The 26,186-nt window shown below is 37.4% G+C and carries 18 protein-coding genes; 15 read left to right on the top strand and 3 right to left on the bottom strand.

Annotation, left to right across the window (positions count from 1 at the left end; all coding sequences use genetic code 11):
* Positions 1-652: 652 nt before the first annotated feature.
* Entirely contained in the window at positions 653-2,398 is a 1,746-nt protein-coding gene (locus CALSC_RS12585; RefSeq protein ID WP_088241688.1) for a protein kinase domain-containing protein, read from the top strand.
* 109 nt (positions 2,399-2,507) lie between these two features.
* On the opposite strand, the gene CALSC_RS12580 is transcribed toward CALSC_RS12585, so the two are convergent.
* Together CALSC_RS12580 and CALSC_RS12575 are read right to left on the bottom strand one after the other, a co-directional pair.
* On the bottom strand, positions 2,508-4,091 hold the full coding sequence (locus tag CALSC_RS12580; protein WP_088241687.1) for an NAD(P)H-quinone oxidoreductase subunit N: 1,584 nt from the start codon (positions 4,089-4,091) through the stop codon (positions 2,508-2,510).
* Positions 4,092-4,435: 344 nt separating this feature from the next.
* Positions 4,436-4,714, bottom strand: coding sequence for an RNA recognition motif domain-containing protein (locus tag CALSC_RS12575; protein ID WP_088241686.1), 279 nt, complete (start codon positions 4,712-4,714; stop codon positions 4,436-4,438).
* Positions 4,715-5,407: 693 nt separating this feature from the next.
* Here CALSC_RS12575 and topA point away from each other — a divergent pair.
* The 7 genes from topA (at position 5,408) to CALSC_RS12530 (ending at position 12,987) form a co-directional block, all read left to right on the top strand.
* The gene (gene topA / locus CALSC_RS12565; RefSeq protein ID WP_088241684.1) at positions 5,408-8,095 is read left to right on the top strand and encodes a type I DNA topoisomerase; all 2,688 of its coding nucleotides are present in this window, start codon (positions 5,408-5,410) and stop codon (positions 8,093-8,095) included.
* A 533-nt stretch (positions 8,096-8,628) separates the two neighbouring features.
* Positions 8,629-8,904 carry a DUF1049 domain-containing protein gene (locus tag CALSC_RS12555; protein WP_088241697.1) on the top strand — a complete coding sequence of 92 codons (276 nt, stop codon included), beginning with the start codon at positions 8,629-8,631 and terminating at the stop codon, positions 8,902-8,904.
* Between the two features lie 23 nt (positions 8,905-8,927).
* Complete coding sequence (locus CALSC_RS28035) at positions 8,928-9,320, top strand: UPF0175 family protein (RefSeq protein WP_088241682.1); 393 nt, start codon at positions 8,928-8,930, stop codon at positions 9,318-9,320.
* 89 nt (positions 9,321-9,409) lie between these two features.
* Positions 9,410-9,760, top strand: a complete 351-nt coding sequence (locus CALSC_RS12545) for a type II toxin-antitoxin system PemK/MazF family toxin (protein WP_088241681.1) — start codon at positions 9,410-9,412, stop codon at positions 9,758-9,760.
* Positions 9,761-10,303: 543 nt separating this feature from the next.
* A complete protein-coding gene (locus CALSC_RS12540) occupies positions 10,304-11,083 on the top strand; it encodes a hypothetical protein (RefSeq protein WP_143288240.1) in 780 nt (259 codons plus the stop codon).
* A 246-nt stretch (positions 11,084-11,329) separates the two neighbouring features.
* The gene (locus tag CALSC_RS12535; protein WP_088241679.1) at positions 11,330-12,055 is read left to right on the top strand and encodes a phycobilisome rod-core linker polypeptide; all 726 of its coding nucleotides are present in this window, start codon (positions 11,330-11,332) and stop codon (positions 12,053-12,055) included.
* Between the two features lie 143 nt (positions 12,056-12,198).
* Positions 12,199-12,987 (top strand): phycobilisome rod-core linker polypeptide, encoded by a 789-nt coding sequence (locus CALSC_RS12530; RefSeq protein WP_088241678.1) that lies wholly within the window; start codon positions 12,199-12,201, stop codon positions 12,985-12,987.
* 220 nt (positions 12,988-13,207) lie between these two features.
* Here CALSC_RS12530 and CALSC_RS12525 read toward each other — a convergent pair whose 3' ends face one another.
* Positions 13,208-14,143 carry an RluA family pseudouridine synthase gene (locus tag CALSC_RS12525; protein WP_088241677.1) on the bottom strand — a complete coding sequence of 312 codons (936 nt, stop codon included), beginning with the start codon at positions 14,141-14,143 and terminating at the stop codon, positions 13,208-13,210.
* A gap of 681 nt (positions 14,144-14,824) precedes the next feature.
* On the opposite strand from CALSC_RS12525, the gene CALSC_RS12520 reads away from it, so the two are divergent.
* From CALSC_RS12520 to CALSC_RS12485, 7 genes are all read left to right on the top strand, one after another.
* Positions 14,825-15,907, top strand: coding sequence for a response regulator (locus tag CALSC_RS12520; RefSeq protein ID WP_200817624.1), 1,083 nt, complete (start codon positions 14,825-14,827; stop codon positions 15,905-15,907).
* 47 nt (positions 15,908-15,954) lie between these two features.
* Positions 15,955-16,362: a response regulator gene (locus tag CALSC_RS12515; RefSeq protein ID WP_088241675.1), complete on the top strand. Its 408-nt coding sequence runs from the start codon at positions 15,955-15,957 to the stop codon at positions 16,360-16,362.
* A 713-nt stretch (positions 16,363-17,075) separates the two neighbouring features.
* Positions 17,076-20,372, top strand: a complete 3,297-nt coding sequence (locus CALSC_RS12510) for a methyl-accepting chemotaxis protein (protein WP_088241674.1) — start codon at positions 17,076-17,078, stop codon at positions 20,370-20,372.
* A gap of 133 nt (positions 20,373-20,505) precedes the next feature.
* Complete coding sequence (locus tag CALSC_RS12505; RefSeq protein WP_088241673.1) at positions 20,506-22,125, top strand: mechanosensitive ion channel family protein; 1,620 nt, start codon at positions 20,506-20,508, stop codon at positions 22,123-22,125.
* A gap of 225 nt (positions 22,126-22,350) precedes the next feature.
* The gene (locus tag CALSC_RS12500; RefSeq protein WP_235006772.1) at positions 22,351-24,012 is read left to right on the top strand and encodes a mechanosensitive ion channel family protein; all 1,662 of its coding nucleotides are present in this window, start codon (positions 22,351-22,353) and stop codon (positions 24,010-24,012) included.
* Between the two features lie 336 nt (positions 24,013-24,348).
* Entirely contained in the window at positions 24,349-25,410 is a 1,062-nt protein-coding gene (locus CALSC_RS12490; protein ID WP_088241671.1) for a trypsin-like peptidase domain-containing protein, read from the top strand.
* 7 nt (positions 25,411-25,417) lie between these two features.
* Positions 25,418-26,186 (top strand): DNA-binding protein (locus CALSC_RS12485; RefSeq protein WP_088241670.1); only part of this gene is annotated, 769 nt, incomplete at its 3' end.

Raw genomic sequence — 26,186 nt, 5'->3', positions numbered from 1 at the left:
TAAATCCTGCACACTACACTATACAAATTACACGATAGCACCCTATTTTTGAGCTAAAAAATACATACTTATTTTGATTTTTGTATAGTGCTACGAATGCCATATGTCAAGTTTTAACAAAAGCTATGAGATTACTAATCTTTTTGACAGACGATGGACTTAATAACAGTCTATCCTATAGTGCATTAATTTTATGAGTGTGAATTTGCTGAAACTGAATACATTACCAAAGCTAAAATAAATTATACCGGCAAACGTTAGATATTCTAGGATTCATGGCTGAAAAATCATGAGCAAACTGCCACTAATGCCAAAAATTAACTACATTTTTCAAATATTTACGCTCAACAGCAGAAAATTGAGGGGGAAAATAGAGTCAAGCTAGGTTGTCAAAATCTAATAATTACGTAAAATTACATAAGCTGGCAACAGCAAATGTGTGATAGCGAAATTTTTACCCATGAACCGATTACCACTACGGGTGATTCAAAATACTTTTATTGTCAGCTTTTGGGCTATTTTTAACCCATCTTTGGTTGATTTATGCCAACCTGTACAAATTAATAGCTCGGCAATTTGAAATTTGATTGATTACTCAGAAAACTTCTCATTACAGGTTATCTACTTTCCTACAGAGTTATTACAATCAATAATGCAACCACCAATTAAAACTGACACAATCCTGCAAAATCGTTACCGGATAATTAAAATTCTCGGTCAGGGAGGATTTGGTAGAACCTATCTAGTAGAAGATCAAAGGCGCTTCAATGAACTATGTGCCTTAAAAGAATTAATTCCCGCAACTACAGAAACTTCTACTTGGCAAAAGGCACAGGATTTATTTCGCCGTGAAGCGGAAATGTTGTATCAAATAAAACATACGCAAATACCACAATTCCGGGAGTGTTTTCAACAGAATCAAAGGTTATTTTTAGTCCAAGATTATGTTGAGGGGAAGACATACCGGACTTTATTAAGTGAGCGTCAGGCAGTTGGTGGTGCATTTACTCAGACAGAGGTATTGTATTTAATACAGTCATTATTACCAGTATTCAATTATATCCATAATCAAGGAATCATTCATAGAGATATTTCACCAGAAAATATTATTCTTCGGGATAGCAATCGCCTACCAGTATTGATTGATTTTGGGGTAGTTAAGGAGCTTGCTAGTCGTTTGCAAAACCCAAATAGGACAATAGAAAATACCTATGTTGGGAAATTAGGTTATTCTCCCACAGAGCAAATGCAAACAGGTCAGGTTTACCCCAGTAGTGATTTATATGCTTTGGGGGTTACTGCTGTGGTTTTGTTAACTGGTAAAGAACCCCAGGAACTCTTTGATGCTCAAAAATTCACTTGGAATTGGCAACGTTGGGTAACAGTAAATCCCCAATTTGCTCAAGTTTTAAATCGGATGCTGAGTTATAAACCGAGCGATCGCTACCAAAGTGCAGCAGAATTAGATTCAATATTAAAATCAGTAGAGTCAGGAACTCAAGCTAATGCTGAATTATCTCAGATACAGACCCTTGCAGTTGGTCGTCACCCTGCTAACGTGCAACCGACTGCTCCTGCAAAGGGTAATCAAGTAATTCCCCCACCCCCAACTTCAGTTCTAGATAATTCTTTGGCTATTGGAGCTATTGCAGCAGTTGTAGTAGTTCTGGCGGGATTTGGTTCTTGGGTATTGGTACGTTCGATCCGCAGTCAACCACAGGAGGCGTTATCTACTCCAATTACTACTGGAGTGCCCCAAACTTTTCCTTCTCCAGTCATCACTGCCAATCCTACACCCACAACTACCCAGGAACCATCATTAAGTAAACGAATCAAGCGCCTTAAGTTTAACTCATTGAATACAGCTAAGGTGGATGATACTCTGAAATCAAATGAAGTTGTCCGCTATACTTTCCGGGGTCAAGCTGGACAACAATTAACAGTAATGTTGGTGCGGGAAAGTGGTGTAGGGTTTAATGTTTTAACTCCTAGTGAAGAGCTTGTGGAAAATACAGCTCAACAAGTTGCTTTTTATCAAGGAATATTACCTACTGATGGTGAATATAAAATAGATTTAAGTACATTGCCAGATATTACTGAAAGTGACTATAGCCTGTATGTGGGATTAGAAGCTCTTGTTCAACCAACACCTTCCATACCCACAGAAACACCTTCACCCATACCCACAAACATCCCTACACCCACAGAAATACCTTCACCCATACCCACAAACATCCCTACACCCACAGAAATACCTTCACCCATACCTACAAACGTCCCTACACCCATACCTACAGAAGCACCTTCATCATTCCCATCACTAACATTTCCCCCTAACTCTGATGAAAGTAATCCTGCAATCACGCCTACCCCAGATCCCGAGACAGAAGATAATTGATGCGTAATGCTATACAAAAGGGACGCGATCGCATCGCGTCCCCAAAGTGTGATTAATTATGATTAATTGTGGACTTTCTATTGAAAATTTCTCAGATGTTATCCCTAACCTACAGAAAGTCCTCTGCGGGCTGTAATACAACTTTGTTTTCCGAAGAAATTGTACTTACCTGAGTCTGATCCGCAATAGAAGCTTGCAGAAGTGGAGTGTGAGCAATTGAATTATTAGCTAAGGTAAACAAGGGGTTGGATAAAATCCCAGCAATGCTGGTAGCAATTAAAGTAACTACTAACCCTACCTGTAAAGGTCTTAATCCCGGTAAATTCCAGCGTATCTCTGGGTAATTCTGCACCACATCCGACATTTCCTGTGGTTCTTTGACTACCATCATTTTCACTACACGAATGTAGTAATATATAGAAACAACACTGGTAACTAACCCCAATAAGACTAAGCCATAAAGACCTGCTTGCCAACCAGCCCAGAAGAGATAAATCTTGCCGAAGAATCCCGCCAGGGGAGGAATACCACCCAAGGAAAGCAAGGAAATACTCAGAGCGAGGGTTAAAAGAGGGTCTTTCTGATATAAACCGGAATACTCGGCAATTTGGTCGGTTCCTGTGCGTAGGGAGAACAGAATTACACAGGTAAAACCGCACAAATTCATAAATAAATAAATCAGCAGATAGAATACCATGCTGGCATATCCTGCTTCCGTTCCTGCAATCAAGCCAATCATCACAAACCCAGCTTGGGCAATAGATGAGTAAGCCAGCATCCGTTTCATGCTGGTTTGAGCCAGGGCAACCACATTGCCCAGAATCATACTCAAAATGGCAAGAGCCGTAAACACAAACTTCCATTCCTCTGTCAGCAAAGGAAAGACGTTGGTTAACAATCGAATAGCTAGGGCAAATCCAGCAGCTTTAGAGCCTACGGACAAAAAGGCAATTACCGGGGTGGGTGCGCCTTCATAAACGTCTGGGGTCCATTGATGGAAGGGTGCAGCAGAAATCTTAAATCCCACACCTGCAATTATAAATACTAAGGCAATCACAACACCTAAGGATTGACCTAAATTTCCATTAGCAATCCCAGTAGCAATTGCACTTAATTGTGTTTGTCCTCCAGATAAGCCATAGAGCAAGGAAACTCCATAGAGAAAAACTCCCGTACTCGCAGCTCCAATTAACAGGTATTTTAATGCCGCTTCATTAGAACGAGGATCGCGCTTAGTGTAACCTGTCATTAGATAGGAGGAAATACTTAAAGTCTCTAGGGAGACAAAAATCATTACCAATTCACTAGCACCGGAGATAAACATTCCTCCCAAAGTAGCAGTCAGCAAAATCGCAATGAATTCTGCTAATGCTGTGCCACTTTGTTCGATGTAGGTAATGGACATTAAAATAGTCACGGCGGCAGATAGAGCCACAATACCGCGAAATACGATACTGAGGTCATCACCATTGAAAGCACCGCCAAAAGAGGTGGGATTGGTGCTATCCCATTGAAAATATAGAGCAACAATTGCAGCAAATAATCCAGCGCTCGCTAGATATGCAATCCAGCGAGAGGATGTACGTCCTACAATTAAGTCTACAATCAAAACCCCTAAGAGAGTAATAATTACTATACCCTCTGGCAAAATTATTCCCGCATTCAGCTGGGATGCAAAAGTAGCAAAATCCATGAAATATGTAGGTTTTGGCTATTAGACATTAACGCTAACTGAATTAATTCTATTGTTTTTTCTGAAAATTTTATGAATCTATATAATTGTATTTAGAAATAATTAAAGAAAAGGGAAATGCCCTAAACATCTTGTTAACTGCTAGATGTATTTCTCTGCCTAGCTTCGAGTCACATATTTTTGTTTAAGGCGAAACTTTTGCCATCACTTTGTAGTGAGACTTTGTAACTCAACTTGTTTCAAGTATTATTGGAGCTTCACACATTAGTTCAACTTAAGGTAATCCCCAGGTTGATTATACTTATTTATCATAACTTGCTGGAAAATCTATCGTTGCCTACATTTCACCAGTTTCCGCCACCAGAGCGATTATTTCTATTTTCTTTTGGTCTGGCTTTATTTACTTTAATTGTTCTATCCATCCACTCAGCACCGTCTAATGCATTAATTGCAGCTACTTCTTCGTCCTCTGTTTCCATTTCTACAAAAGCAAAGCCTCGCTGACGGCCAGTTTCTCTATCTGTTGGTAATTGTACTCTTGTGACTTCACCATACTCCGAAAAGACTTCTCTTAAATCCTCTTGTGTAACTTGGTAGGATATGTTACCCACGTAGATTGACATGAAACTCCCCAGAAATTGATATGCAGAGATATTGATCCGGAGGGCTGCTTGCAATTTGCAATTTTAAACAAAATCAAGAACATCACTACCGAACTTTACATTCTCTACGTTTCATCCTAACACGAGTTTGATGGTCGAAAGTCTGAATAAATCTGAATCAAATTATCCGTGTATAAGTCCAAGTAAATGTATTTTGAAATACTAAGCGATAAAGATCCGCGATCGCCCTGAATTAAAATAGTCGCCAATTAAATAAAATTTTGGTGATGCCAGAATCAGTTACAGCCAATATAGTTGTATTGACCTGTAGAAGGATTTTTTTTGGCATTAGTCGCCAATTTGCTGGATATGAGTTAAAGATTGAAATAGCTGGCAATTCACAATAATTTTTTTTCATAGCAACCCATGCCAGCATCTTACAATACCTCTGACCAAAATTTATTTTTGTGAAAGGTAAAAGAAAAAAGGTTTAACAGTAAAGGATTTCCCCTTTTCTCTAAACTTAGCCAAATACCTGAAGCTCTTAGTAATTATGTACTTATACCTAGTTTTTACTTAATTTTGACAAGGGTGCAGTTTGTGTCAGGATGAAATCAAAATTCCTTTACCCTACTGCTAAAACCTTGACATCTACCCCTGAATCATTTCAATTTAGACTTTTGAGCCTAGCTGCTATTCTCTTCTAAAATTTCCATGTCAACTCTCGTCATTGTCGAATCTCCTACTAAAGCTCGTACCATTCGCAACTACCTGCCATCCACCTATCAGGTAGAAGCTTCCATGGGTCATGTCCGGGATCTACCCCAGTCGGCTAGTGAAATTCCCACCGCAGTCAAAGGGGAAAAGTGGGCAAAACTGGGGGTAAATGTAGAATCCGACTTTGAACCGCTTTATGTTGTCCCCAAGGATAAAAAGAAAGTTGTTACTCAGCTCAAAGAAGCATTGAAAACAGCTTCGGAATTGATTCTGGCAACAGATGAAGACCGAGAAGGTGAAAGCATAAGTTGGCACTTGTATCAACTGTTAAAGCCGAAAGTTCCCACCAAGCGTATGGTATTTCATGAAATTACCAAAGAAGCGATTGCCAAGGCTTTAGATAATTGCCGCAATATTGATGAAAAGGTTGTTAGAGCCCAAGAAACAAGGCGAATTTTAGATCGACTGGTGGGCTATACTCTTTCGCCCCTATTATGGGAAAAAATTGCTTGGGGATTATCTGCGGGTAGGGTGCAATCCGTCGCAGTCCGGTTGTTGGTGAAACGGGAACGACAGCGCCGTGCTTTCCGTCAAGGCTCATACTGGGATTTGAAAGCGACATTGATTCCTGCAGCCAAACAAGCTGATTCCAGCTATGGCTTTAGTTCCCAGTTAGTTACCCTAGCAGGAAATAAGTTAGCAACCGGTAGTGATTTTGATCCTAATACTGGACAAATTACCGCCGGACGGAATGTGGTGTTGCTGTCCCAAACAGAAGCCGAAGTACTCCAAGCACGCTTGAGCGGCAAAACCTGGACAGTTACAGATATTGAAGAACGCCCAGTCACTCGTAAACCCGCCTCACCCTTTACTACTTCCACCTTGCAACAAGAAGCGAACCGCAAACTCCGCCTTTCTGCTCGGGATACCATGAGGACTGCCCAGAATTTGTACGAGCAAGGTTATATTACTTACATGCGTACTGATTCCGTACATTTGTCAGAGCAAGCGATCGCAGCTGCTCGTAGTTGTGTGGAACAATTGTATGGCAAGGAGTATTTAAGTCCAAAGCCCCGGCAATATACCACCAAATCAAAAGGCGCACAAGAAGCCCACGAAGCTATTCGCCCCGCAGGTAGTAAATTCCGTACACCCCAAGAAACGGGTTTAAGTGGTCGGGAACTAAAACTTTATGATCTGATTTGGAAGCGTACCGTCGCCACCCAAATGGCAGATTCTCGGCAAACCCAAATTTCTGTACAACTAGAGGTAGAAGATGCTGGTTTTCGTTCCTCTGGTAAGCGGATTGATTTCCCCGGATTCCTACGTGCTTATGTGGAAGGTTCTGACGACCCCGAGGCAGCACTAGAAGACAAAGAGGTAATCTTACCAAATCTGACCATTGGCGAACATCCCCAATGTACTGATTTAGAAGCAGTAGGACATGAAACTCAACCCCCTGCTAGATATACAGAGGCTACCTTGGTAAAAACCTTGGAAAGTGAAGGCATTGGTCGCCCCAGTACTTACGCCAGCATTATTGGCACCATTATTGACAAAGGTTATGCCCAATTAGTGAGTAATGCCCTAGTGCCATCTTTTACAGCTTTTGCTGTGACCAATTTGCTAGAAAAACATTTTCCTGATGTTGTCAATCCAGGATTCACTTCACAAATGGAACAAACCTTGGATGACATTGCTACAGGTGAAACAGCTTGGCTTCCTTATTTACGAGAATTTTATTTAGGAGAAAAGGGCTTAGAAACCTTAGTTACAGAACAAAAGAGTCAAATAGACGTTAATGCAGCTAGGACAGTCTTACTAGAAAACCTAGAGGCAAAAGTCCGGATTGGTAAATATGGTGCTTATCTGGAAAAAAAGAATGGTGACGATGTAGTGACGGTTTCCATTCCCAAAGATTTAACTCCCTCTGACCTAGACCCCGAAAAAGTAGACACTCTTCTCAAGCAGAAAACTGCGGGTCCAGATGAGATCGGCATCCATCCAGAAACTGCCCAACCCATTTATCTACTCATTGGTCCCTATGGTCCTTATGTGCAATTGGGTGAAAAATCTGAAGAAAATCCCAAGCCAAAACAAACATCTTTGCCCAAAGGTGTCGATCCCGAAAATGTCACCTTGGAAATGGCTGTAGGCTTATTATCCCTACCTCGAACCCTAGGAACCCATCCAGAAACAGGCGCTAATATTCAAGCTAGTTTGGGACGTTTTGGCCCTTATGTAGTGAATAAAAAAGGTGCTGATGGTAAACCAGATTATCGTTCTTTAAAAGGGGAAGATAATGTTTTGACTGTCACCCTAGAAAGAGCATTAGAATTATTATCTGAGCCCAAGAAAGGTAGGGGTGGTGGTAAATCTAAAGCTGCTTTGCGGGAGTTGGGAGCCCATCCAGAAGATAGCGAACCTGTAAATATCTATGATGGGCCTTATGGACCCTACATCAAGCACGGCAAAATTAATGTTAGTATCCCAGAGGGTCAGTCTGTTGAAGAAATCACCTTAACTACAGCAGTAAGTTTGTTGGCTAGCAAAGCAGAAACCACTAAATCAACTCGCAAGAAAACTAAATCTACCACTACAAAAACCAAGTCTACAAAAACTGCCACCAAAACCAAAAAGACAAAAGCTACCAAAACAACAAAGGCTAGTCCGGAAAGTAAATAGTTTTAGTCTCTTAACTCCTAACTCCTAACTCTTTCACTCCAGGCGGTTTAGAGCGGTTTAGATCAGTGAACAGTGTTAGCGCAGCTCCTCTGCAGGAGGCACAGTTATCAATGCGTATGGTGGGGGATTGAAACCCGCCACCAGCACTGACCACTAATTGATCGGGGATTAAACCCAAGGATAAACACATCACTCTTGACTGATAACTAATAACTGATAACTGCTAAAAACCTACCCTTGTTAGGGCGCGAAAACCCCGCCTCCAATTTCTAATGTGACAAATATTAGTAGAATTGCTAAGCTGTTAATTGGGAGAAGAAGTTGAAAATTAACCAAAAACACACATCTTATGGTTCTTATATTAGCTGTTCCATGGATCACGAGAACATAACTCTCCACGGATTAGCTTATTTTCACTAAGGCTAACAATGATTAATTGACAAAGGCAGTGTATAGTCTTGCAAGGGGAATATTTTTGTGCCTAAATTCTACTCTCTCAGTAGACTAATGAGTATCTTATGGGTGAAAGTGCGATGAAAACGACTGCCAACTTAATCACATCCATAATTATAGCTCTATGGGTAGTGGCGATCGCCATAATCTCAGTACAAAACTATACCCCTGTATCACTGAAGTTTTTTAATTTACAGTCAATTCAGATTTCTGTTGGGATTATACTGGCTTTTAGTGCTGGTATAGGAATGATTGGCATAACAGTAATACAACCCCTGTGGAGTATTGGCAGTTCTCAACAGGGGAATGAAACTTTAGATGATGCCGAATTTTTCGTTGATGATGAAGACTTTTAATGCCTGATTAGGGGTAAACTACAGTGACAAGCATTTCCATTAATTTACCAGAAAATGTATTTTCTGACATACACAAACAACCAAATGAATTTGTTCAGGAAATGCGAATCGCCGCTGCCATCAAATGGTATGAACTGGGTGCTGTATCACGTTTACAAGCAGCAGAAATTGCAGGTTTAAGTTGTTCGGAGTTTAATGACGCTGTCTCCCGTTACCAAGTTTCTCCCTTAGCAGATGAAGTATTGGAGGAGATGGAAGTTGTTAATAGACATAACCTAGAGTGCAATACCCAAACCAAATTATCTCTCCAGGAGATTGCTGCTTTACCGATAGAAGAACGTCATAAACTGCTAGTTCCTTTTATTGCTGCAACAGCAGAAGACTTCTGCAATGATCCTGAACTGATGGAGTTTTAGATTTTAGCTAGGAAAATTAGGTAAGATTTTTCTGGGGTATCTAAGGGTAAAAACAGCTAAACCTGGGCGACGGATGAGATGAATATGAGATGATCAATCCCAAACGTGGGGAAATTTGGCTGGTACAACTCGATCCCACTGTAGGGCAAGAACTCCGAAAAACTCGACCAGCTGTGGTAATAAATTCAGAATTGTTTGCCATGATTCCGATGCGAATTATCGTTCCTTTAACCAGTTGGCAAGAACAATTTCAGGAACGTCCTTTCATGGTATCTATTCATAAAAGTGAAGAAAATGGTTTAGCTCAGGATTCTGCGGGTAATCTTTTACAAGTCCGCAGTATTTCAGTGGAGCGTTTTGTTGCTCGTTTGGGATACGTTTCTCAAACAGTTTTACAGGAATTATTAGCAGGTTTAGTTATTTGTGTAGACTATGAGTAGAACTGAAGCATATCATTCCAACTAGGGAAATCACCCGTATAAATGCATCTAACATTAAAATATCTCTTAAATTTTGAATAAATATCATATTGTGGCACTACCAAAGCACGTTAGGAAATTTATGAATGCTGAAACCTATGAACCGTAAACTTATTACTTGCGCGTAGCGCTATATTATTGCTTTTTATAATCAAATCTTATACCAATTCAAATAATGTTTGCGACACACATGTTTTTCGTAAGGGCACGACATCCAAAATCTTTTGGTATATAAAATTATCTTACTGGTGCCGTGCACCTACTCATCTGTCCTATTCTTTTTTCAAATCTGGGACTAGCATTGTTCTTGTTCAGTTTGTATTGTTTTTATTAGTTTTTAGTTTGAATCAACTCAGATTGCTTACTTTTGATTAGGATTAATTTATCACTGCAAAAGTAAGATGAACAAACTTTGCTTGAAGATATGTAGTCGTAATTATTTGCTTACTAATCATGATAGAGAAAAAAATGAAACAGAGGATAATATCTCGTGAATATAAGATTATGCTCAATCAAGATTGCTTCGTGAGTTCAAAAATCAACCTGATTGAACTATCCGGAGAGTTTTGGCAAGATTTCAAAGACGCAATTAAAGATATCGTGATTGATACTGATGGTAGTCTTGATTATGTTAAAAAACGCAGAAATGTGAGATTTTATGACAGCACAGCTCATCATCTTCGAGAGAATAATTACGTTTTCCGGGAGCGAGTTGACATTGATACAGGTAAACGAGAAGTAACCCTCAAATATCGCCATCCAGATCGTTACATTTCTCAAGACAGAAATATGAATGCTGCTGTGATTGAGAATGGAAAGACAAAATTTGAAGAAGATATTAAACTTCCCTTTAAAAAGCTTTACAGCTTTTCTACTAAGCAACCTATATCGGATAACAAAAATATCAATAAATTAAAGGATATTGGTAAGTTATATCCAGGTCTGAAGAAAGAACTAAAATCTTATCAAAAAGATGTGCCGATTGACTTAGTCGGGGGTTTCACCGCCAGAGAATTGGTGATTACAGGAGCAGATTTTCAAATTAGGAAAAATCCCAAAGTAGAAGCCGAATGTGCATTAATAGCTTGGTATGATGACTCCTGTGGAGAGGATACGCCTATCCTCGTTGAATTTAGCTTCAAATATGAAAATAAACGAGAGGAATATGATTGTAAGGCAGCTCAGAGAGCTTACGATGTGTTTGCTAGATTAAATAATACCTTCGGTAAGTGGGTTGACTCTGAAGGGCTAACAAAGACTTCCTATGTCTATTCAAGAGCATGACTGATGGAGGAAATAACATCATTCCACACTTAGTTCTATCCGAACTCTGTATATACAGGAAACCGATGATTTTTGTAAAAAAACGCAATATTTGTCAATAAAATTATATATTTGACAATAAGTCTTAAGTATCAAGCCTTTGGCTGTTATTATCGGCAGAATGTGAGTTGTTAACTGTTAGGTAATCCCCAATTGCATTATATTATTCTCCTTGTTCGGGAAGTAGCAACTGGAGAAATATTTAGCATGACTATTCCTCTCTTAAATTATCCGTCTTCCAGTCAAAATCAGCGCGTCATCGGATACGAGGTTCCTGGGGACGAGCAACCCATGATCTATAGCTGTGAGAATCTCCTATCCCCATCGGAAATGGATAATTTAATCATGGCTGCTTATCGCCAAATTTTTAATGAGCAACAAATGACTCTTAGTAGTCGCCAAGTATATTTAGAATCCCAGCTACGCTCTGGTCAAATTACAGTTAGGGATTTTATTCGGGGACTCGCAACCTCTGATGTTTTTCGCACTCGGAATTATGATAGCAATAACAACTATCGCTTTGTACAAATGTGTGTACAAAGAATTTTGGGACGGGAAGTATACAATGAACGAGAAAAATTCTCCTGGTCGATTGTACTTGCTACTAAAGGATTAAAAGGGTTTATTGACGATTTACTCAACAGCGAAGAATATATCAACAACTTTGGTTACGATACAGTCCCCTTTCAACAGCGACGGGTGTTACCCCAAAGAACTCAAGGTGATTTACCTTTTGCTCGCATGGCTCGGTATGATGAATACTACCGTGATAAATTACCTAAGACATCTATTTATGGCCAGTTTGCAGCATTTGATTGGTCTAGATTTGTACGTGAGGCTGATTGGAAAAATGTGGCTGGCGTAATTATGCTATTTGCTGTGATTACCATATTCACCTTGCTGATTGGCTATGGCTTGAATCCCATAGGCTAAATCGACCTAATTGCGAAACTTAACTTATACCCTCGGTTAAGTTTCGTAAAGTTTTATCAGAATCCTACTTTATGGTGGAACTACTCCCTTAATATATGTTTTAAAGTTGTTAATTTTAATTACAATACTTTGGAGGCTCTTGCGTGTCCATACCCTTGTTATCATATGCTCCTTCAACCCAAAACCCAAGAGTGGCGGGTTTGGAGGTAGCAGGCGAAGAACAGCCAAGGATTTTTTCCACAGAGAATCTGCTCTCCACAGCAGATATGAATAATCTGATTGAGGCAGGATATCGTCAAATATTCTTCCATGCTTTTGCGAGCGATCGCGAACCATTTTTAGAATCCCAACTCCGTTACGGACAAATCACAGTACGTGACTTTATCCGGGGTTTATTACTTTCAGATACATATAAGAGAAGTTTCTACAATCTCAATAACAACTATCGTTTTGTAGAGCAGTGCGTACAACGCATATTGGGAAGAGATATTTACAGCGAACGAGAAAAGCTCGCTTGGGGAGTAATAGTTGCAACTAAAGGTATTGAGGGGTTTGTAGACGAACTTCTGGATAGTGAAGAGTATCTAGATAATTTCGGCTACGATACTGTACCATATCAGCGCCGCAGAGTACTTCCTGGCCGTGCCGAAGGGGAGTTGCCTTTCAATATTAAATCTCCACGTTACAATGAATACCATCGTGCTCAACTAGGCTTCCCACAAGTAATTTGGCAGACTAGTGTCCGTAAATACACCCCACAAGAGAAGAAAGCGAAAGCTGGCGATCCAGCCAACTACTTGGCTATGGCACAAGGTTTGAGCAATGCTGGAGGTAATCCTCCACCAAAGGTATCTGCCTTTAATGTCGATATTAATAAGGTACCTTATCGTAAGACAGGAGAAGAAGCTAAAGAGCTAGTAACTGCTGAGTAACTGCTGATAAATAACTATTTCTTTAACTCCTGGCTAATATTTCAGGAATGAGTCATTAGTCGTTAGTCATTAGAATAAGGCTTTGTATACAAGGTTTTTTATTAATGACTAGGGGCTAATGACTTTGGTTTTTGCTTGTTTTTTTGTAAAATAGAACTACGCAATTAGGGCGTGGACATTGTTGAAGCACCAAACCTATAAACAGTAAACTTATTACTTATTACTTTCCCGTAGCCATACGCTTGTGGAATAGTTCTATGAGTTTAGTAAACTCTCTTGGTGTAGGTGCGCTCGCTTCAATATATTCTCCCGACACAGGATGTTTTAATTCCAACTTCCAAGCGTGTAATGCTTGTCCGCATAAATTTACCCCTACAGAACGTCCAGAACCGTAGACTTGATCACCAACAATGGGATGACCTATATGTGTACTATGGACGCGAATTTGGTGAGTACGTCCAGTTTCTAATTGAAAATGTATTAAGGTATAGTTTCCTAAACGCTCTTTCACCTGCCAATGAGTAATAGCTATTCTACCCCCTTTTTCCACTGGTACAATAGCCATTTTTTTGCGATCTACTGGGTGGCGACCAATGGGTAAGTTAATAGTACCTCTTTCTGTGTGAGGAGCGCCATAAACCACACCCAAATATTCCCTGCGTGCAGTTTTAGACTTCAGCTGTATCTGTAAATGTCGATGGGCTAATTCTGTTTTGGCAATGGCGATCGCTCCTGTGGTATCTTTATCCAGACGATGGACAATTCCTGGACGTTGTACCCCACCAATCCCCGGTAAGTGGGGACAATGAGCCAATACAGCATTGACTAAGGTTCCATCTGGATGACCTGGTGCAGGATGAACCACCAACCCCGCAGGTTTGTTGATAATTATCAGTTGTTCATCTTCATACAGAATATCTAGGGGAATATCCTGTGGTCGCAATTCCATTGCTTCCGGTGCAGGAATTTCTAAAGTAATGCGATCGCCATGTTTGACACTAGCCTTTTTTAAAGTACAAACTTTACCATTCAGTTGTACTCTACTCTGCTCTATCAGTTGTTGGATACGAGAGCGAGATAAGTCTGTGAGTTCTTGAGAAAGATAGCGATCTAAGCGTTTCTCTGTGGTTGAGACTTCTAAATGAATTTTTTTCACTAGTTTGTCTGCTTAAAAGTCGAGAACTGTTGAAATATCTGAAAACCACAAACTATAATGTTAATATTGAATCATAAAAAGTATAGAAAATTATGGCAAGTCGTTATACTTAATTGTAGCCAAATTAAAGATATGTCAATTTGTATAAAAATGCCTTCGTCTTTAATTGTAAAAATCAATACAACTAAATCTCTATAATCTAGTAAATATACTTTAGTATAACAATCAATAAAATTTTTAATATTATTAAGTCTTATTGGATATATTCTTCAATAATTAACAATTAAAAATTGAATTTATGAGGCATTTTTTAATTATATTAGGATTAATTCTAATGTTGTTGAATCAACATAGATAAAAAATAATTCATAAACAAGTAAGTCCTTAGATGATATCTTTGTCTAATATTGAAAGTTCCGAGAATTCAATTTGCCCATAAACTTCATCTGAATTTTATCATTTAATCAAAATTTTATTCTTTTTTTTACATAGAACTTTGTATTAATTGTATATTTTACAGTAACCTAGAATATAGATAAAGTGTTGATATCATAATTAAAAATTGATAATAGAGTATTTATTTTGAAAATTCAATCCTTAAATAAGACTGTTTGAATAATTTACTACAATTCACCCTCAACTGTAAATGTTGATTCCGATATAGGAAATATCGAGATAAAAATGCAGACTATTAATAAATATACATTTAATAACAGAATACAATCACTGGAAATCCTGAAGGAAATTATTAAGCAGTCGCATAGTGGTTGTTTAGAAATTTTCAGTGGCGCTATGTCTTGGTCAATTTTCTTAGAAGAGGGAAAATTGATTTATGCAGCTTATTCAGATAATATGTTTGAACTGATTTATCAAAAACTGGAATATCTGAATCAACAAATATCATCAATTTATGGAGATATTTATAAACGTTTATTGACTAAATTTGAAACTGCTATTGAAAGTCAAATAGTTCCCAACTTAGACTATTTAGCAATTTGTTGGTTAGTAAATGAAAAATTTATCAGTCATTTTCAAGCTGGGATTCTTATTGAAAACCTGGCTATAGAAATAATAAATTCGCTACTACAAATAGAGGAAGGAAATTATAAATTTACTGCAAATACTTCTCTAAATGACATGCCTAAATTTTGTCATATAGATGTTAATGAATTGCTGAGTAAACGTAACAATAATTATCTGGATTCTGAGAATTGCCAAGTTGTAGAAAATAAAGTAGATAAAAATTCAAAAACTAATCATATAGAATCCAGATTCACAAAAGCTGTTGAAAAAGAATCTTTGCAAACAAGTGGTAAAAACTTGATGGTTTTGCCTGAAAAGAAAACAAGTAAAAATTCGACAGAGAATGAGAATATTTACCAATCACCGAATGAAAAACTATTGTACAAAATAGTTTGTATTGATGATAGTCCAACAGTATTAAATTCTATTAAAATCTTTTTAGATGAAGAGTTCTTTTCTGTAATTGCTATCAAAGATCCATTAAAAGCACTGATGCAGATTATTCGTGAAAAACCAGATTTAATTTTATTGGACATTACCATGCCTAATTTAGATGGCTATGAATTATGTTCATTGCTACGCAGGCATTCTCATTTAAAAAAGATTCCTATAATTATGGTAACTGGGCGTAGTGGCTTCATTGATCGAGCTAAAGCAAAAATGGTCAGAGCTTCTGGATATTTGACTAAGCCTTTTACACAAAGTGAATTATTAAAACTAGTTTTTCAGCATCTTACCTAACTTTATTATTGTAGAGAAAATTGGTTAGCCATTAATTAAAGTAAAAAATGAGTATTACAACGTTATTGACAAAAATTTTAATAGTGGAAGACTCTCCCAGTGAGCTAGAACTAATGGATCACTATCTCCAAAACACTGGTTATGAAATAATTAAAGCTACTAGTGCTAAAGAAGCTTTAAAAATTGCCATAGAAGAGCCGCCAGATTTTATCATTACTGATGTAGTTATGCCTGGAATGAGTGGTTTTGAGTTATGTCGATCTTTAAAAAGAAATCCTGCGACTGAAAACATTTCCATTATTATTAGCAGTTCAAAAAATCAAGCGATTGATAAATTATGGGGTATAAAGCAAGGTGCTAGTGTTTATTTAACTAAACCCTATACTCGTGAACAGTTACTGAATGTAATTAAAGGACTTGCCAATAACTGCCAATATAGTAGTTCTAAACTATAATCTTTAACCAGCTCCCTAATTTGATTATTTTTTCACATCTTACCTCCCATTTTATCAATATAATTTGAACCAAAATTCAGACACTGTATGGAAGATTCATCCTAATTTATATTCTCATAATGCAACGCCATATTTTTCAACACTAATTTCTCAAACAAATATTAAAAAAATTTCCAAATTAATTTTACTAAGCCTATTTCAGTAGGCTTTTTTATATCAATGAGATATTTTTATCCTTGTGTAATAGTATAAATTGAATAGGGAAGAGATTAAAACATTCCTATATGAATAGGATTTAAATTTTACTTTAAGATTAGATATAGATTCATTATATAACTGTATCTCAACCCACAGAAATCTCAGAATTTGACTGATAAAGTATATCTTTGATAACTTACTAATGCAAATATTATCAAATTTTATGGTTACTTAAATTGCTCCAAAAAGTATATCAAAAACCATAAATGATAACTATGTTTCCTTAAGCCTTTTTTTCAATGAGAATTAATCAAAACTCTTTTTCAGTAATAAATCATTAATGATTAATTATAATTTATTATTTATTGACATATATTAGTAAATTAAATGTATTTCGTTAACTGAAATATGTTTATCTTTGAGTCAAGTTAGAATTGTTTTTAATAATCAGGTATTCAGACCATATCAAATGAAGCTACCAGAATTCAATTACTTCTTTATACCGAGGATGATTCATGATTAATAGGATAAATTTAGAAACACACACTTCACCTCGCAAAAGAATTTTTAGCCATAAACAAAGAAATCACGCTACAGAAATTGAAACAGTAATACAGCCTAGTGTATATCCTCATAATTTTTCAGTACATACAATTATTTCTTGGATAAAGAATACAGAATTAAGAACTAAAGCAATTATTTTTGCAGTTGCTATTGGTGTATTACCAATATTGGGTGTTGGAGTAGCGACTTATTCTCTGGTTAATAAATCAGTTACAAGGCAAATTACAAATAATAAACAAGCAAACGCTTTATGGATATTAGATAATATTGAGAATTATCTCAAAAATAGAGAACAAGAAATTAAATTGCTGACTAATTATAATTGGATTTCTAGTACTCAAATAAAAGGGGAAAATAGTCTTGCCAATAAAAAATTAAAGCTTAATAATTGGCATAGTATTCATAGTGCGTATGATAGTATTAATATCGTAGATATTAGAGGTAATATAGTTATACAGACACATCATACAAATACATTTAACAATCAAGCAAGGGAATCATTCTTTCAGGAAATATTAAATACGAAGAAACCTATAATTAGAAATTTATGGGTGGATAAAAATATTCATAAATCAAAAATTTATTTAGCATTGCCGGCAATAGATCCTAATACTAAAAAGATAAAATATATTGTTGAAACAATAATTCCTCTAAAAAATATAGAGCAAATAATACAACATCCTCAAATACTACAAGACCAATATTATTTATTAGACACCACAGGCAAAATTTTCTTATCTAATCATCATAGTGGCTGGGGTAAGAATATAGAAGAAATTTTTTCTAATTGGCAAAAACAAGAAAATAATCATATTTTTACCCGGATTTTAAACAATAAACATAATCATAGGGAAGAATTAGCCACTTTTATACCTTGGACTAATATTAAAGGATTACCAGATCCACAATGGAAATTGATTTTGAGTACAGATAAAGCAATAGCTTTTACTACTCAAGAACAACTATTACTAATCTTAGTAATGGGAACTATAGTTACAGCTATGCTTGTAGGAGTAGCGGTCATAATTATAGTCAATCGTCTGACTTCACCTATTGTTACTGCTACTATGGCAGTGAAAAAGTTATCTAAAGGTAATTTTACAACTCGAATAAATGTAAAAGGAGATGATGAAATAGCGGCTTTAGGTGCCAGTATTAATCGCATGGCAGATCAATTACAAGATTTGCAAAATAATCAATTAGCTGAAGCTGAAAGGTTAGAACTATTTACTAATATTTTGATTGCCATTCGCCAGTCTTTACATAGTGATGATCTATTAAATCAGGCAGTCTCAAAATCACGGGTAGCTCTTGAAGCCCATAGAGTAGTTATTTATCACTTCAACTCTCATAATAGCTTACAAGTTTTAGCTGAATCTGTAGCTCCAGGAGTCACAATTAAATCTGGCAAAAGTATCGAAAATATTGGTATTATTCAAGAGTTAGTAGAACTTTGTCAACAACATGGTTTGATTGCAGTTAATAATGTTTTAGAAAAAGAATTAGCTCCTAAATATTTGCAGTTGATGCAAAAATTAAAAATTAAAGCGACTTTAGTCACACCCATTTTGAAGGATAACCAAATATTTGGGTTTTTAATCGCTGATTATTGTTGGGCTCCTCATATTTGGCAGTATTTTGAAATTAATTTCTTGAGTCAGCTAGCTGTTCAGGTAGGATTGAGTCTAGAACGAGTGAGTTTATTGGAACATACCCAGGCTTTGAAAGAACTTGCGACTCATATGTCAGGCTCTTTAAACTCCCAAGATATTTATAATTTAGCAGTTGAAGATATACAAAAAGCTTTGCAGGTAGAACGAGTATTGATATGTAAATTAGACGAGGATTTGCAAGCTCATATACTCCATAGCAGTCCCTTCGCTAACCCAGATCCAGAAAATCCTAGTTTAGCAGCTAATTTAGATATTTGCCTACCAGATCAATGGGTAAAAAATTATTTAGAAAATTGGCATCAACAGGATGTTGAAGTTCAAGAGATTGATGGGTTGCAATTAGCTTCATCAACTATTGATGCTAATTTAGTTGTACCAATTTTACTCAATGATCAATTATTTGGTTTATTAATTGCCCATGATATTTCTAGAATTAGAGTTTGGCAACAATCGGAAATTGATTTGTTAGAACAATTAGCCAGACATATTGGATTAGCTCTAGAGAGAGCTAATGTTTTAGAGAATAGTTTACAAACCCTTTCCCAGTCAGAAAAAAGTTTAGAGCAACAAACAAATACTAATAGGGAATTGCAACTCCACCTCCAACAACTGCATTCAGCGATTGCAGAAATTGCCAATGGAGATTTAACAGTACGGGCTGAAGTTAGTGATGGGGAAATTGGGGCTGTTGCTAAATTTGTAAATGCGATCGCAGATCGTTTGCAAGAAATTGTCATCCAAATTAAAGTTGCCGATCGCCAGGTGAATACAGCGATCGCAGAAAACTCTGGAGCCATTTCCCAATTAGCAATTGCTGCATTAAAACAGTCAGAAGAAATCACCCGTACTTTGGATGCGGTGGAAAGTATGAGACTGTCCATGAAAGATGTAGCTACCAATGCTCAACAAGCAATAACTATCACCCATGTAGCGGCTTGCAGTACTGAAGATGATCGAGCAGCCATCAAGTTAACAATTGATCGTTTCTTGAGTTTAGGAAAAACCATTATCGCAGCAGTCGATCAAATTCAAGATATAGGGGAATCAGCACGGGAAATTTCCCACATGGTGTCATCCCTGAATAAAATTGCCGCAGAAACTAACTTAGTTGCCATTAATGCAGGTCTTGAAGCTACTCGTATGGGTGCTAAAGATCAAGAATTTACCTTGTTAGCCGAAGAAATCGCCACACTCACTGCGAAAGTTGCTAGTACAACCACTGAAATCCATCACATTGCTAGTAATTTGCAACAGCAAACAACAGAAACAGGTAAAATTCTGGAGCTAGAATCTATACAAATTACAGAAGGTTCTCATTTATTGTCAAATAATTGGCTTTCTTTCAATCGTATTGCTGATGCATATTGTCAAATAGATCGATTGATGCAATCCATTGATGTGGCTACCACATCTCAAGTGGAAACCTCAAAAGAAGTGACCAACGCAATGAAAAAAATTGCCAAAGTATCTAAAATGACGGGAAATTCCTCTCGTCAATTTTCTACCTCTCTGCAAAAAACTGTAGAAATTTCCCAGCAGATGCAAGCAAAGATCAATAAGTTACAGGCATCTTAGTGATTTTAGGAAAAAATCACACCTGGCAAACTTTCTGTGAATCTACCGAATCAGTGATTAGCAGCTAGAATAATGAAACTAGAAAGATGTACCATTAAATGCGATCGCTGCATTATTGTAGATTGCCGTAAAGATGCTGAAATATCACAGAAGTATTCGGACTAATTATAGGCAATTTTTCCAAGTTGCTATTATTGCCTTGGCTCTAATCTGCGGATTATTAATCACCTCAGCCCAAGGACAATCTCAACAATCTGCTGCTGTTGTAGTAGATGGAAGACAAATTTTTCGGGTCAGTCAAACAGAAGAATTTGCGGCTCAACGCAGGGCTAAAGACGTAAATTATCAACTCAAAGCAGTTATCAAATCTGGAGAAGTTCCCCAGGTAGAAATTCTAGAAAAAAATAATTCTCCTACCATTTGGATTAACGGCAACTATTTATTAACCGTTACCGAAAAAGATACCTTCTCCAATAAGACTCCAAAAGCATTAGCTGTAACTTGGGTTAATAAGATTCGTACAGTGGTCAAAAAAGCCCAACAAGAGAGAGATGTCAATTTTGTTCGCAATACATCTTTACTCAGTGTTGCCATTATTTTTATGGCGTTCTTTCTCCATCGGAGTCTGGGGATATTATGGCAAATCATACAAGAATATTGTTCCCGAATACTACACTCTGAAGCTCCATCCAGAGATCACAATATAAAAACCTTAAATTTTTTATTGAAAGCTACCTTAGTATTAGTACGGTTATCTCTTTGGGTAGGGAGTATACTTTATATCACAGACCTCTTCCCTGTGACGAGATACTGGAGCTACAGGATTCGTACCACTATTATCACCAGTCTGACTTCTCCGATTCTGACAAATACCTACTCCCTTATAGATATCTTAATTCTGGTTGGTTTGCTTTTGGGATTGATTATCATCTCAGGTTCAGCTACGAATTTACTACGTTCTCGCGTATTGCGGGCATTAGGAATCAGCTTAGGAATACAAGAAGTAATTGCTGTTATTTGTAAGTATGCACTGATTGCTGTTGGTAGTGTAATTCTTTTACAAGTTTGGGGAGTAGACTTGAGTTCCCTGGCAATTCTCGCTAGCGCCTTAGGTGTAGGGATTGGCTTCGGCTTTCAAGATATTGCCAAAAACTTTGGTAGCGGCATTGTTTTGTTGTTTGAACGTCCCATTCAAGTAGGAGATTTTGTCGAAGTTGGGCAATATATGGGAACGGTAGAACACATCGGCGCTCGTAGTGTATTTATTCGTACATTGGATCGGGTATCAATTATTGTACCCAATTCCCGGTTTCTGGAAACAGAAGTAATTAACTGGAGTCACCAAAACCCGATTTCCCGAATTCATATCCCCGTAGGAGTTGCCTACGGTTCTGATATTGAAAAGGTAAAAATTGCCCTTTTAGATGCTGCTGATGCCCATAGTGATGTCTTGAAATTTCCCCTACCTCAGGTATTGTTTCAAGAATTTGGTGATAGTGCCCTTAATTTTGAACTTCTGGTGTGGATTAATAAACCTAATGACCAACCCACCATCAAGAGTGACATCAATTTTCTCATCGCCGCTTCCCTGGAACAACATCACATTGAAATCCCATTTCCCCAACAAGATTTACATGTCCGCTCTGGGGATTTACCTATTAAGCTCTCCCACACATTAGAACAAGCTTTATTGCATTTATCGCAAAAATTGAACGGGACATTCATCAATAAAGATAATAGGAACGATAATTAATAACTCAAAATAACTAATGTAATAATTATAGAAATTACGCATTGATATAAAAAACAAATATGCAGTCTGATTCTTGATTTTCCCTACTTTTTAGGCAATTGCTATTCATCAAAGGATGATTGACAAATGTCTGAAACAATGTGTTTTTGTTAATGTACAAATTTATCATTTTGTACAGTTTGTAAGTTCTAAATTAGTATTCGCCCTTCCAAAAAAAATTATTTAGTGAAACTAAAAATATGTACTATTGAATACGATCACTACATTAGTAGATTGTCATCAGGTATGTTGAAATATCAGGGAAGTCTTCAGGCTAAGTATAGCCAATTTTTCCAGGTTGCTATTGTTGTTTTGGTACTCATCTGCGGATTATTAATAACCCCAGCACAAGGGCAATCTCAACCATCTTTTCCCGTTGTCTTGGATGGAAGACAAATTTTTCAGGTAAGTAGCACAAAAGCATCTACAGCTAAAGATAGAGCTGAATCCATAAGCTCTCAACTCAAAGCAGTTGTCAAATCCGAAAAATCCCCACAGATAGAAATTAAACAAGTCAATAGTTCTCCCACTATTTGGATTAACGATCGCTATATATTAAGTATTACTCCAAAAGACAACCCTGGTAATATTGATCCAGAAAAATTAGCTGTAACTTGGGCTAATGATATTCGTACACTGGTTCAAAAATCACAACAAGAAAGGGATATCAAGTTTACTCGCAATATCTCTTTACTCACTGTTGCCATTCTGATTATCGCATTATTTGTCAATCGAAGTTTGGGAATATTGTGTAAAATTACACAACGTAAATTTTCCCAAATTCTGGAATCATATGCATCATTAGGCGACTACATCACAACCTTAAATTTTCTTTTACGAACCACCCTCATATTAGCAAGGATAGGGCTTTGGGTCGCTGTTGTACTCTACATTACTAATTTATTCCCAGTTACTAGGTATTGGAGTTACAAAATCAGTAGCAGCATTATTACCAGTCTGACTTCTCCTATTCTGAAAAACAACTCTCTCGTAGATATTTTCATTCTGATTGGTTTATTTTTGGGGTTGATTATTCTCTCAGGTACAGCCACAAATTTACTACGTTCTCGAGTTTTGCAGGCATTGACAATTAGTTTAGGAGTGCAAGAAGCGATTGCTGTTATTTGTAAATATGCACTGATTGGTATTGGTAGTGTAGTTCTTTTGCAAGTTTGGGGAGTAGACTTGAGTTCTCTGGCAATTCTCGCTAGCGCCTTGGGTGTAGGGATTGGTTTCGGCTTTCAAGATATTGCTAAAAACTTTGGTAGTGGAATCGTTTTGTTGTTTGAACGTCCCATTCAAGTAGGAGATTTTGTCGAAGTTGGGCAATATATGGGAACGGTAGAACACATCGGCGCTCGTAGTGTAGTTATCCGTACATTGGAGCGAGTATCTATTATTGTACCCAATTCCCAATTTCTAGAAAAAGAAGTAATTAACTGGAGTCATCAAAATCCAGTTTCGGGGATACCAATCACCGTGGGCGTAGCCTATGGTTCTGATATGGAAGAGGTAAAAATTGCCCTTTTAGATGCTGCTGATGCCCATAGTGATGTATTGAGGTTTCCTCCACCCCAAGTATTTTTTCAAGGATTTGAGAATAACATCCTTAACTTTAAACTTCTAATTTGGATTGATAAACCTAATCAACAATCTGTTATCAAGAGCGACATCTATTTTCTCATCGCTGCTTCCCTCAAACAACATAAAATTGATATTCCACTCAACTCACATAACTTACATGTCAATTCTGGAGATTTACCCATTAAGCTCTCTGAGCAATTAGAACAGGCTTTATTGCATTTATCCCAAGGAATGAATGGAACTTTAGTTAATAAGGATAACTAATACTATTGTGGATTTTGGATTTTAGATTTTGGATTGCGAAAGAGTTACTATACAAGCTTTTTTTCTTTCCATCTTTCGCAATCATTTATCAAATTGGTATTATTCCCCAGCTATGGGTGATTAACGGCGTTGATGATCACGTAGCACACCAAAACTACATTCAAGATCATTATTGGTTCGAGGTAAATCCTCAACTTCATAACAATGAAAAATTCCAGACCAATAACTGCGAGTAATTTTGAGAAAGTGAGTAAATATTTATCATTCAATAATCTTTGAAATCGATACTGTGTTATATTGCCGGTAAAAAAAATACTTTAATTTAGAGAAACAGCCGTGACTGTACAGCTATCCACACCTGACTTCCAGCGAATCACCCGCATCTTACAAAATTTACCCGATTTTGCCAACGTGCGCGATCGCCGTCGTCTTCTTGTTGGTGTGTTTGAAGGTACAACACAAGCAAACACTATCCTGGGGCGGTTAGATTTGGATGGTACACCCATGAGTGTTTCTGTGGAAGTGGTGAGATTTTTATGCCAATTTGGACGAGTGGCTTACGATAAAGAAGCTCTTGCTGTCTTTCTCAACCATATTCAGCCTTTTACTGGGGATGAGGATAGGGATTTTATCCTAGAACTATTTCAAAATTATCCCCTTGATGTTCCAGCCAGTCCTAGTCGTGGGATTAACAACTGGAAGGGAATGGATAGTACAGTTGATATCAAAGAAAAGATTATTGGCGAAAATACATTACGGGATATCTACATTTTAAATCTGGCTCTGGAAGCTTCAAAAGCCGTAGTTCGTATTCGTAATCCCAAAGGTCTGGGTACGGGGTTTATGGTTGCACCAGATTTATTAATGACGAACAATCACGTCATCGAAAGCCAGGAAATAGCACAGAAAAGTGATTTTAGCTTCAACTATCAACTAGATACCAACGGTCAAGAATGCTCAACACAGACTGTTAGGGCTTTAGTAGATGGTACTTTTTACACTAACGAAGAGCTGGATTTTACAGTAGTAACCCTGGAAAAAGTCCCTGACTTTGGCAAACCTTTAATCTTCAAAAGTAAGTTGATGCGGCGAGATGACCGTGTAGCAATTATTCAACACCCAGGTGGTCATTTAAAGAAAATCTCGATCCAGAATAACTTCGTTGCTTACGCCGGTAACAAAGTATTGCAATATACTACTAGTACAGAACCAGGTTCATCGGGTTCGCCTGTTTTCGATGATGATTTTCAGGTGGTTGGGATTCACCATAGCGGTGGAATACTTGCGGAACCAAATACACAACGCAGGTATTTACGTAATGCAGGAACAAGTGCGATCGCTCTCTTAAATGACCTAAAAAACAATGCACCGGAAATTTATGCTCGTTTGGTAAAGTAGTTAACTGATGGCGATAAGTAGCGACTTAATGCAAAAAATACTAACCTTGCTTAGACCCCTGATGGAGAATGAAAGTCAGCGTAGGGGGTATTTAATCAGGGCTTTTGGGACAGATACCGCAGTGCTACATCGCTTAGTTTTGCATATACCCACGAATGATTTTATTCCTAGCTTGGTAAACGAGTTGGTTAATTTCGGAGAAATAGACCTTGGGAAACCTGCACTTTGTGCTTTGCTAACAGAAATCCGTAAAGATGTAGGCGTAGATATTCAGATACATATTGATAAAATTATTACAGAGTTTACAGGCGTTAAAACACCACCACATTTACTTTTTGACTTCTTGTTGCAAATGGATTTTAAGCAGCAAGCGCGGTTAGTAAAAAAAGTCATGAACTTACACAGAACTGCTGCTTTTTTGGTTCATGGCGAACCTTACGGCGGACAGCAACTTTTGGTAAATCGCTTGTTTCGGTTGAAGCCAGAGTGGAAAAATATATCGCCAATTAAAATCGACGTGAGTCATAACGGTGCGGGTAGAAGTATTCCTCATCTGTGGCGACAATTAGCATCTTGGTTTCGTTTACCGAAGGATATAGAACCAAAAGAGATTATTGACAAAATATGCGATCGCTTGTCCACTCAAGATGTAATTTTTATCTTTTATACTGTCGATTATATGCCGCCAAAGGTTCTGAACAAATGGTTACAAGAGTTTTGGGAACCACTGGTGGCGCAAGTTGAGGGAAATTGCCCTCACCGCGAACGAAATACAT

Origin of the sequence: Calothrix rhizosoleniae SC01, assembly GCF_900185595.1 — a bacterium.
Lineage (GTDB): Bacteria > Cyanobacteriota > Cyanobacteriia > Cyanobacteriales > Nostocaceae > Calothrix_A > Calothrix_A rhizosoleniae.
The sequence above is the reverse complement of the archived record's forward strand: the minus strand, read 5'-3'. Positions and strand labels throughout refer to the sequence as shown.